General features: G+C 39.5%; 7 protein-coding genes. 6 read left to right on the forward strand and 1 reads right to left on the reverse strand.

What is annotated here, in order from left to right:
* Positions 1-56: 56 nt before the first annotated feature.
* From O3599_RS00095 to pyk, 3 genes are all read left to right on the forward strand, one after another.
* Entirely contained in the window at positions 57-3158 is a 3102-nt protein-coding gene (locus tag O3599_RS00095; RefSeq protein WP_371511647.1) for a DNA polymerase III subunit alpha, read from the forward strand.
* Positions 3159-3240: 82 nt separating this feature from the next.
* Positions 3241-4248, forward strand: coding sequence for a 6-phosphofructokinase (pfkA, locus tag O3599_RS00100; RefSeq protein WP_000820871.1), 1008 nt, complete (start codon positions 3241-3243; stop codon positions 4246-4248).
* A 58-nt stretch (positions 4249-4306) separates the two neighbouring features.
* Positions 4307-5812: a pyruvate kinase gene (gene pyk, locus O3599_RS00105; protein WP_173251693.1), complete on the forward strand. Its 1506-nt coding sequence runs from the start codon at positions 4307-4309 to the stop codon at positions 5810-5812.
* Between the two features lie 319 nt (positions 5813-6131).
* Here the strand turns inward: pyk and O3599_RS00110 are convergent, their stop codons facing one another.
* On the reverse strand, positions 6132-7118 hold the full coding sequence (locus O3599_RS00110; RefSeq protein ID WP_000204729.1) for an L-lactate dehydrogenase: 987 nt from the start codon (positions 7116-7118) through the stop codon (positions 6132-6134).
* Positions 7119-7312: 194 nt separating this feature from the next.
* On the opposite strand from O3599_RS00110, the gene gyrA reads away from it, so the two are divergent.
* The 3 genes from gyrA to O3599_RS00125 all read left to right on the forward strand — a co-directional run bounded on the left by gyrA (position 7313) and on the right by O3599_RS00125 (position 11464).
* Positions 7313-9781 carry a DNA gyrase subunit A gene (gene gyrA / locus O3599_RS00115; protein ID WP_371511650.1) on the forward strand — a complete coding sequence of 823 codons (2469 nt, stop codon included), beginning with the start codon at positions 7313-7315 and terminating at the stop codon, positions 9779-9781.
* Positions 9781-10524 carry a class A sortase gene (locus O3599_RS00120; RefSeq protein WP_023947195.1) on the forward strand — a complete coding sequence of 248 codons (744 nt, stop codon included), beginning with the start codon at positions 9781-9783 and terminating at the stop codon, positions 10522-10524. Before gyrA ends, O3599_RS00120 begins: the two co-directional genes overlap by 1 nt.
* Positions 10525-10666: 142 nt before the next feature.
* Positions 10667-11464 (forward strand): formate/nitrite transporter family protein, encoded by a 798-nt coding sequence (locus O3599_RS00125; RefSeq protein WP_000254780.1) that lies wholly within the window; start codon positions 10667-10669, stop codon positions 11462-11464.
* The last annotated feature ends 137 nt before the right edge of the window (positions 11465-11601 follow it).

An 11601-nucleotide genomic window follows, 5' to 3' on the forward strand; every position in this document is an offset into this window, starting at 1 on the left:
CTTTTCTTTTTTGAAAATGGTATAATATAGTGAGAACGATAGAGGAGAAGTGTAAATTGATCGCACAACTAGATACAAAAACAGTCTATAGTTTTATGGAGAGTGTCATTTCAATCGACAAGTATGTGAGAGTAGCAAAAGACTATGGATACACTCATCTGGCTATGATGGATATTGACAATCTTTATGGGGCTTTCGACTTTCTAGAGGTTACAAAAAAATATGGCATTCATCCTTTGTTAGGGCTTGAAATGAATATGCTTGTAGATGACAAGGATGTAAATCTGCGCTTTTTAGCTTTATCTAGTGTGGGCTATCAGCAGTTGATGAAACTTTCAACAGCAAAGATGCAGGGGGAGAAAAGTTGGTCAGTTCTATCTCAGTATCTAGAGGATATTGCGGTAATTGTGCCTTATTTTGAAGAACTTGAGTTGTTAAATCTAGGCTGTGATTACTATATAGGGGTTTACCCAGAAACACTGGCCAGAGAATTTCACCATCCTATTTTGCCATTGTATCGGGTCAATGCATTTGAAAGTAAGGATAGAGAAGTTCTTCAAGTACTAACAGCGATTAAAGAAAATCAACCGCTCAGAGAAGTTCCTTTGCGTTCGAGACAAGATGTCTTTATATCAGCAAGTTCTTTAGAGAAATTATTCCTAGAACGATTTCCGCAAGCCTTGGAAAACTTAGAAAAGCTTATTTTAGCTATCTCTTATGACTTGGATACTAGTTTAAAATTACCTCGTTTTAATCCAGCAAGGCCAGCAGTAGAAGAGTTGAGAGAACGTGCTGAATTGGGGCTTGCTCAGAAGGGATTGTCTAGCAAAGAATATCAAGACCGACTAGACCAAGAATTGGCTGTTATTCATGATATGGGCTTTGATGATTATTTCTTGGTTGTCTGGGATTTGCTGCGTTTCGGACGTTCGAATGGCTACTACATGGGAATGGGACGGGGTTCTGCAGTAGGTAGCTTGGTTTCTTATGCCTTAGACATCACAGGGATTGACCCAGTCGAGAAAAATCTGATTTTTGAACGTTTCCTCAATCGTGAACGCTATACCATGCCTGATATTGATATCGATATTCCTGATATTTATCGTCCAGATTTTATCAGATATGTTGGCAATAAATATGGTAGTAAACATGCGGCTCAAATTGTTACTTTTTCTACCTTTGGGGCCAAGCAAGCTCTTCGAGATGTCTTGAAACGTTTTGGTGTGCCAGAGTATGAATTATCTGCAATTACTAAGAAAATCAGTTTTCGTGATAATCTCAAGTCGGCCTATGAGGGTAACCTCCAGTTTCGTCAACAAATCAATAGTAAGTTAGAATACCAAAAAGCCTTTGAAATTGCCTGCAAGATTGAGGGATATCCAAGACAAACCTCTGTCCATGCGGCTGGTGTTGTAATCAGTGACCAAGATTTGACAGACTATATCCCACTAAAGCATGGTGACGAAATTCCACTGACTCAATATGATGCTCATGGAGTCGAAGCAAGTGGACTTTTGAAGATGGATTTTCTGGGACTAAGAAATTTGACCTTTGTCCAGAAAATGCAAGAGTTTCTTGCTGAATCAGAAGGTATTCACCTTAAAATTGAAGAAATTGATTTGGAAGACAAAGACACCCTAGCTTTGTTTGCGTCTGGTAATACAAAAGGTATCTTTCAATTTGAGCAACCTGGTGCCATTCGCTTACTCAAGCGTGTTCAACCAGTCTGTTTTGAAGATGTCGTAGCAACTACTTCCCTAAATCGACCAGGTGCAAGTGACTACATCAATAATTTTGTGGCAAGAAAGCATGGGCAAGAAGGAGTGACGGTTCTAGACCCAGCTCTGGAGGATATTTTGGCTCCAACTTATGGCATTATGCTCTATCAGGAGCAGGTTATGCAGGTTGCTCAGCGATTTGCTGGATTTAGTCTTGGGAAGGCTGATATTTTGCGTCGAGCTATGGGTAAAAAGGATGCCTCTGCTATGCATGAGATGAGGGCTTCCTTTATTCAAGGCTCCATAGAAGCTGGTCATTCTGCTGAAAAAGCAGAGCAGGTTTTTGATGTTATGGAGAAGTTTGCAGGTTATGGATTTAATAGATCTCACGCCTATGCCTACTCAGCCTTGGCCTTCCAGTTGGCTTATTTTAAAACACATTATCCAGCTATCTTTTATCAGATTATGTTGAATTCTGCCAACAGTGATTATGTAACAGATGCCTTGGAAGCAGGTTTTGAAGTAGCCCCATTGTCCATTAATACTATTCCCTATCACGATAAAATTGCCAACAAGTCTATCTATCTAGGTTTGAAATCGATTAAGGGGCTCAGCAAGGATTTGGCTATTTGGATTATTGAACATAGACCTTATTCTAATATTGAAGATTTTTTAGCTAAACTACCTGAGAATTATTTGAAACTTCCCTTGCTGGAACCTTTGGTAAAAGTTGGTCTTTTCGATTCATTTGAAAAAAATCGTAAAAAAGTATTCAATAATTTAGTTAATCTATTTGAATTTGTGAAAGTATTAGGAAGCTTATTTGGAGAGACTATCTATAGTTGGCAGGAATCGGAAGATTGGACGGAACAAGAAAAATTCTATATGGAACAAGAGCTTTTAGGGATAGGTGTCAGCAAACATCCCCTACAAACTATCGCAAGCAAAGCTATTTACCAGATTACACCAATTGGGAATTTGTCAGAAAATAGTTACGCTATTATTTTGGTTGAAGTTCAGAAAATAAAAGTAATTCGTACCAAAAAGGGCGAAAACATGGCTTTCTTACAGGTAGATGATAGTAAGCAAAAATTGGATGTCACTCTCTTTTCAGACTTATATCGACAGGTTGGGCAGGAAATAAAAGAGGGAGCCTTCTACTATATAAAAGGAAAAATCCAGTCACGTGATGGCCGTCTGCAAATGATTGCACAAGAAATAAGAGAAGCAGTTGCTGAACGCTTTTGGATACAGGTAAAAAATCATGAATCGGATCAAGAAATTTCACGTATTTTAGACCAGTATAAAGGTCCAATCCCAGTCATCATCAGGTATGAAGAGGAACAGAAAACCATCGTTTCTCCCCATCATTTTGTAGCTAAATTCAATGAATTAGAGGAGAAATTGAATGAAATCGTTATGAAAACGATTTATCGCTAAAAATACGGAAAATAGAAGAATTTTAAAATCAAATGTGGTATAATCAAGAAGAATGTTAAAAGAAAAAGGAGCATAAACCAATATGAAACGTATTGCTGTTTTAACTAGTGGTGGAGACGCCCCTGGTATGAACGCTGCTATCCGTGCAGTTGTTCGTCAAGCAATTTCAGAAGGAATGGAAGTGTTTGGTATCTATGACGGATATGCTGGTATGGTTGCCGGTGAAATTCATCCCTTAAATGCGGCTTCAGTAGGAAACATCATTTCTCGTGGTGGTACTTTCCTTCACTCAGCTCGTTACCCAGAGTTCGCTCAACTTGAAGGGCAACTTAAAGGGATTGAGCAATTGAAAAAACACGGCATTGAAGGTGTAGTTGTTATCGGTGGTGACGGATCTTACCACGGTGCTATGCGTTTGACTGAGCATGGTTTCCCAGCTATCGGTCTTCCAGGTACAATTGATAACGATATCGTTGGTACTGACTTCACAATCGGTTTTGACACAGCGGTTACGACTGCTATGGACGCTATCGATAAGATTCGTGATACATCATTAAGTCACCGTCGTACTTTTGTCATCGAAGTTATGGGGCGTAACGCTGGTGATATCGCTCTTTGGGCGGGTATCGCAACTGGTGCTGATGAAATTATCATCCCTGAAGAAGACTTCAAAATTGAAGATATCGTAGCAAGTATCAAAGCTGGCTATGAATGTGGTAAAAGACACAATATCATCGTTTTGGCAGAGGGTGTTATGTCAGCAGATGAATTTGCTCAAAAACTAAAAGAAGCTGGAGATACGACCGATCTTCGTGTGACAGAACTTGGACATATTCAACGTGGTGGTTCTCCAACTGCGCGTGACCGTGTATTGGCGTCACGTATGGGTGCCCATGCTGTTAAACTTCTTAAAAAAGGTATCGGTGGTGTTGCGGTAGGTATTCGTAACGAAAAAATGGTTGAAAATCCAATTCTTGGTACTGCAGAAGAAGGAGCATTGTTTAGTTTGGCAGCAGACGGTAAGATTATTGTAAATAATCCACACAAAGCTGATCTTGACCTGTCACAATTGAACAATTGCTTGTCATAATTTATAATTTAGTTAATAAGACCAAAAAGGTCATATATATAAAGGAGTCACAAAAATCATGAATAAACGTGTAAAAATCGTTGCAACTTTGGGACCTGCGGTAGAAATCCGTGGTGGTAAAAAATTTGGTGAGGACGGATACTGGGGTGAAAAACTTGATGTTGAAGCTTCAGCTAAAAACATTGCCAAATTGATTGAAGCTGGTGCTAACACATTCCGTTTCAACTTCTCACACGGTGACCACCAAGAACAAGGTGAGCGTATGGCAACTGTTAAACTTGCAGAAAAACTTGCAGGTAAAAAAGTTGGTTTCCTTCTTGATACTAAAGGACCAGAAATCCGTACAGAATTGTTCGAAGGTGAAGCTAAAGAGTATTCATACAAAACTGGTGAGAAAATCCGTGTTGCGACTAAACAAGGAATCAAATCAACTCGTGATGTGATTGCATTGAACGTTGCTGGTGCTCTTGATATCTATGATGATGTTGAAGTTGGTCGTCAAGTTTTGGTTGACGATGGTAAACTTGGACTTCGTGTGGTTGCTAAAGATGACGCAACTCGTGAATTCGAAGTTGAAGTTGAAAACGATGGCGTAATTGCTAAACAAAAAGGTGTTAATATCCCTAACACTAAAATTCCTTTCCCAGCTCTTGCTGAACGTGATAACGATGATATCCGCTTTGGTCTTGAACAAGGTATCAACTTCATCGCGATTTCATTCGTACGTACTGCAAAAGACGTGAACGAAGTTCGTGCAATCTGTAAAGAAACTGGAAACGGACATGTTCAATTGTTCGCTAAAATCGAAAACCAACAAGGTATCGATAACTTGGATGAAATCATCGAAGCTGCTGATGGTATCATGATCGCTCGTGGTGACATGGGTATCGAAGTACCATTCGAAATGGTTCCAGTTTACCAAAAAATGATTATCACTAAAGTCAACGCTGCAGGTAAAGTTGTTATCACTGCAACAAACATGCTTGAAACAATGACTGAAAAACCACGTGCAACTCGTTCAGAAGTATCAGACGTATTCAACGCTGTTATCGATGGAACTGACGCTACAATGCTTTCAGGTGAGTCTGCAAACGGTAAATACCCTCTTGAGTCAGTAACTACAATGGCTACAATCGACAAGAACGCTCAAACTCTTCTTAACGAATACGGTCGTTTGAACTCAGATTCATTTGAACGTAACTCTAAGACAGAAGTAATGGCTTCAGCTGTTAAAGATGCTACTAACTCAATGGACATTAAATTGATTGTAACTCTTACTAAGACAGGTCACACTGCACGTTTGATTTCTAAATACCGTCCAAATGCTGACATCTTGGCATTGACATTCGACGAATTGACAGAACGTGGTTTGATGTTGAACTGGGGTGTTATCCCAATGTTGACAGATGCTCCATCATCAACTGACGATATGTTTGAAATTGCTGAACGTAAAGCAGTTGAAGCAGGTCTTGTACAATCTGGTGACGATATCGTTATCGTAGCTGGTGTACCAGTTGGAGAAGCTGTACGTACAAACACAATGCGTATCCGTACAGTACGCTAATCAAAATGAAAAAGAGCCTATCATATCAAGCTTTCTAGCCTGTATGATAGGTCTTTTTTTGTGCCAGGGGGCAAAAAAGGGGCAAAACTTTTTACTTTCTATTTAATGCGACGGTATCAAGTGCATCAAGTACTGCTTGCTCCAAACTTTTTGTAACGTGAGTATAGATCTAATTGGTAGTTTTCGGATTTATGCTCAAACTGTGACATGATAGCTTTTAAAGTTATGTTGTTTTTTTACGTAAACTTCATAAAATGTTTAGTTAAGACAGAGATAAAAAATAACTCCCTGATGACTCAAGGAGTTATTACTATCTAAATTAGTTTTTAGAAGCAGCTTGGAATTCTGGGTTTTTCCATGCTTCGTCAATAATAGCTTGTAATTCATTTGCAGATGCTTGCATTTTTTGAGTTTCTGCGTCGTTCAATGGGATATTTACTGGACGAACAATACCATGTGCACCAACAACAGCTGGTTGACCGATAAAGACGTTTTTAACTCCGTATTGACCTTCTTGGAATACTGAAAGTGGAAGTACTGCGTTTTCATCGTCAAGGATTGCTTTAGTAATACGAGCAAGTGCTACTGCGATACCGTAGTATGTTGCACCTTTTTTGTTGATGATTGTGTAAGCTGCGTCACGAACACCTTCGAACAATTCAATCAATTCAGCTTCTTGAACATTTTGAGTGTCTTTAAGGAATTCTTCAAGGTTTACACCAGCGATGTTAGCGTGTGACCAAACAGCGAACTCAGAGTCACCGTGTTCACCCATGATGTAGGCGTGGACTGAACGAGCATCAACATCCAATTTTTCAGCAAGTGCTTGACGGAAACGAGCTGAGTCAAGTGAAGTACCTGAACCGATAACGCGTTCTTTAGGGAATCCAGAGAATTTCCAAGTTGAGTAAGTCAAGACGTCAACTGGGTTAGCAGCAACAAGGAAGATACCTTTGAAACCTGATTCAACAACTTGAGTTACGATTGATTTGTTGATAGCAAGGTTTTTACCTACAAGGTCAAGACGAGTTTCACCTGGTTTTTGAGGCGCACCTGCAGTGATTACAACAAGGTCTGCGTCTGCACAGTCAGAGTATTGAGCTGCATAGATTTTTTTAGGTGAAGTGAAGGCAAGGGCGTGACTAAGGTCAAGCGCGTCACCAACAGCTTTTTCATGCAATTGTGGAATTTCGATAATTCCAAGCTCTTGTGCAATTCCTTGGTTAACAAGTGCAAAAGCGTAAGAAGAACCTACAGCACCATCACCGACAAGGATAACTTTTTTGTGTTGTTTAGTTGAAGTCATTATTCTAAACATCTCCTTAATTTTATTCAGGGATTTCCCCAGTTATTTCAATTTTATCACTTTTAAAAAGCTTTGTCACGGATATGCCTTGCAGTTCTTGATGTAAACGTTTTAGCGATTTTAGATATCTGAAATATGGCGGACATTATGGTATAATATAATTAATTACTAATAGTGAAATGAGGCATTTATTAATGCAGGATAGAAATTTAGTGAATGTCAATCTGACAAAGGAGATGAAGACGAGCTTTATCGACTACGCCATGAGTGTTATCGTAGCGCGGGCCCTTCCTGATGTTCGAGATGGCTTAAAACCTGTTCACCGTCGGATTCTCTACGGAATGAATGAACTGGGTGTTACTCCAGACAAACCTCATAAAAAATCTGCTCGTATTACAGGGGATGTCATGGGTAAATATCACCCACACGGGGATTCCTCTATCTATGAAGCCATGGTTCGTATGGCTCAATGGTGGAGCTATCGTTACATGCTTGTAGATGGTCATGGGAACTTTGGTTCCATGGATGGTGATGGTGCTGCCGCCCAGCGTTACACTGAGGCACGTATGAGCAAGATTGCTCTGGAGATGCTTCGTGATATTAACAAAAATACAGTTGACTTCGTTGATAACTATGATGCCAATGAACGTGAACCCTTGGTCTTGCCAGCGCGCTTTCCTAATCTTTTGGTTAATGGAGCAACTGGTATTGCTGTTGGGATGGCAACCAATATTCCACCTCATAACCTTGGTGAAACCATTGATGCAGTGAAGTTGGTCATGGACAATCCTGAAGTGACCACTAAGGACTTGATGGAAGTCCTGCCTGGGCCAGATTTTCCAACTGGTGCTCTTGTTATGGGGAAATCAGGTATTCATAAGGCCTACGAAACAGGTAAAGGTTCTATTGTCCTTCGTTCTCGTACTGAAATTGAGGAAACTAAGACTGGCCGTGAGCGTATTGTTGTAACAGAATTTCCTTATATGGTCAATAAAACAAAGGTGCATGAGCATATTGCTCGTTTGGTTCAGGAAAAACGCATTGAGGGCATCACAGCAGTACGTGATGAGTCAAACCGTGAAGGAGTTCGTTTCGTAATCGAGGTCAAACGAGATGCATCCGCAAATGTTATTCTCAATAACCTCTTCAAGATGACCCAGATGCAAACCAACTTTGGTTTCAATATGCTTGCTATCCAAAATGGTGTACCGAAGATTTTGTCCCTTCGTCAGATTTTGGATGCTTATATCGAGCACCAAAAAGAAGTGGTTGTTCGTCGGACACGTTTTGACAAGGAAAAAGCGGAAGCGCGTGCTCATATTTTAGAAGGTCTCTTGATTGCGCTAGACCATATCGATGAAGTGATTCGTATCATCCGTGCTAGTGAAACGGATGCGGAAGCACAAGCTGAGTTGATGAGCAAGTTTAAGCTTTCTGAACGTCAAAGTCAAGCCATTCTTGATATGCGTCTTCGTCGTTTGACAGGTTTGGAACGCGATAAGATTCAGTCTGAGTATGATGACCTCTTGGCTCTGATTGCAGATTTAGCAGATATTCTTGCTAAGCCCGAACGTGTTTCTCAAATCATCAAGGATGAATTAGATGAAGTCAAGCGTAAGTTTGGTGATCAACGTCGTACGGAATTGATGGTCGGTGAAGTCTTGAGTCTTGAAGATGAGGATCTAATTGAAGAAGCTGATGTCTTGATCACTCTTTCTAATAAAGGATACATCAAACGTCTGGACCAAGCTGAGTTTACTGCTCAAAAACGTGGGGGGCGTGGTGTTCAAGGTACAGGTGTTAAGGATGACGATTTTGTTCGTGAGTTAGTGTCAACTAGTACCCATGATCACCTACTCTTCTTTACAAATAAAGGACGCGTCTATCGCCTGAAAGGATATGAAATTCCTGAATATGGCCGTACTGCTAAGGGATTGCCAATTGTCAATCTTTTGAAATTGGATGAAGGTGAAAGTATTCAGACCATCATCAATGTTGAGTCTGAACGTAGCGATGATGCTTATCTCTTCTTCACAACTCGTCATGGTATTGTGAAGAGAACCAGCGTTAAGGAATTTGCCAACATTCGTCAAAATGGACTTAAAGCACTGAACCTCAAGGATGAAGATGAGTTGATTAATGTCTTACTGACAGAAGAAGATACGGACATTATCATTGGTACCAAGTTTGGTTATGCAGTTCGCTTTAATCAATCAGCTGTTCGTGGTATGAGTCGTATCGCCACTGGTGTGAAAGGTGTTAACCTTCGTGACGGAGACACAGTTGTTGGTGCTAGTGTGATTACAGACCAGGACGAGGTTCTTATCATCACAGAAAAGGGCTATGGTAAGCGCACAGTTGCGACCGAATATCCAACTAAAGGTCGTGGTGGTAAAGGGATGCAAACCGCTAAGATTACAGAAAAGAACGGTTCTCTTGCTGGTCTTATGACAGTAAAAGGTGATGAAGATTTGATGATTATCACTGATACTGGTGTCATGATTAGAACAAACGTTGCCAATATTTCACAAACAGGTCGCTCAACTATGGGAGTTAAAGTGATGCGCCTAGATCAAGATGCTAAAATTGTAACCTTTACTACGGTTGCAGCAGCTGAAAAAGAAGAAGTTGGGACAGAAAACGAAACAGAAGGTGAAGCATAATGTCTCATAAAAAGAATAAAAAGAAAACAAACCGTAAAAATTTACTAATCAATATCTTGGCAGGATTCTTAATCATCTTGTCGATAGCTTTGATTTTCAATTCAAAAATTCGTGATATGTTCATGGTTTGGAATACCAATAAATACCAAGTCAGCCAGGTATCAAAAGAAAAATTGGAAGAAAATCAAGATACAGAAGGGAATTTTGACTTTGATTCCGTAAAAGCCATCTCGTCAGAAGCTGTCTTATCCTCACAATGGGATTCGCAAAAATTGCCAGTTATCGGTGGAATTGCTGTCCCTGAGGTAGAAATTAACTTGCCTATTTTTAAGGGACTGGATAATGTCAATCTTTTCTATGGAGCTGGTACAATGAAGCGTGATCAAGTGATGGGGAAAGGAAACTATTCCCTTGCGAGCCATCATATCTTCACGGCGGAGAACGCCAGCCAAATGCTCTTTTCTCCATTATCACGCGCTAAAAATGGGATGAAAATTTATCTAACTGATAAGGATAAAGTTTATACCTATGAAATCCGTGAAGTGAAGCATGTGACTCCAGATCGCGTTGATGAGATTGATGACCGTACTGGAGTTGATGAAATCACACTTGTAACCTGTGTTGACTATGATGCGACAGAACGTATTATCGTAAAAGGTGACTTGAAAGATACAAAAGATTATTCACAAACACCTGAAGAAATTCTAACAGCTTTCAATCAACCATATAAACAACGTTATTAAAGATAAATCAGTAAAATCTTAGGTTTTACTGATTTTTTATAGATTGCGTTTCAAAATAAACTGTTATGAAATACAGAAAACGTTTCCTTAATTCTAAAGTTTGTGATATAATTATCAGGTAAAAAATTTTTAGGAGTTTATTATGGTTTCTTCAGAATTTATCTCAAAGATTGAATTTGCTTGCAAGAAGAAGGAAAGTCTTTATAGTCAAAGCAAATTTAAGTATGCGATTCGTTCTATGTTCGCAGGTGCATTTTTAACCTTCAGTACTGCTGCTGGTGCAGTTGGAGCTGACTTGATTAATAAAATTGCACCAGGTAGTGGACGCTTCCTCTTCCCCTTTGTCTTTGCTTGGGGCTTGGCCTACATTGTTTTCTTGAATGCTGAGTTGGTAACATCAAACATGATGTTCTTGACTGCTGGTAGTTTCTTGAAAAAAATTTCTTGGAGAAAAACGGCTGAGATTTTACTTTACTGTACCTTATTCAACCTTATCGGAGCTTTAATAGCAGGTTGGGGCTTTGCTCATTCGGCAGCTTATGCAAATCTGACTCACGATAGTTTCATCTCAGGGGTTGTTGAGATGAAGTTAGGCCGTTCAAATGAATTAATCTTGCTTGAGGCGATTTTAGCAAATATTTTCGTAAATATTGCGATTCTTTCATTTGTTTTGGTCAAAGATGGCGGTGCTAAACTATGGCTCGTTTTATCAGCGATTTACATGTTTGTATTCTTAACAAACGAGCACATTGCTGCGAACTTTGCTTCTTTCGCGATTGTAAAATTCAGTGTTGCTGCTGACTCAATTGCCAACTTCGGTATTGGAAATATGCTTCGCCACTGGGGTGTAACCTTCATCGGAAACTTTATCGGAGGAGGCCTCTTGATGGGTCTTCCATATGCCTTCCTCAATAAAAATGAAGATACTTATGTAGATTAAGAAAATGAGCACGATTGAGTCGTGCTTTTTTCATTTTTAAAATAAGGTAATAGTTATTTACTATATCAAAATATAGAAAACTGATATTTGTAAACTATACCTTAAGGTGCTACAATATCTTTAATCAAACTATTTGG

It is taken from the genome of Streptococcus sp. 27098_8_103, assembly GCF_041432345.1.
In the GTDB taxonomy this organism is placed as follows: Bacteria; Bacillota; Bacilli; order Lactobacillales; family Streptococcaceae; genus Streptococcus; species Streptococcus mitis_BV.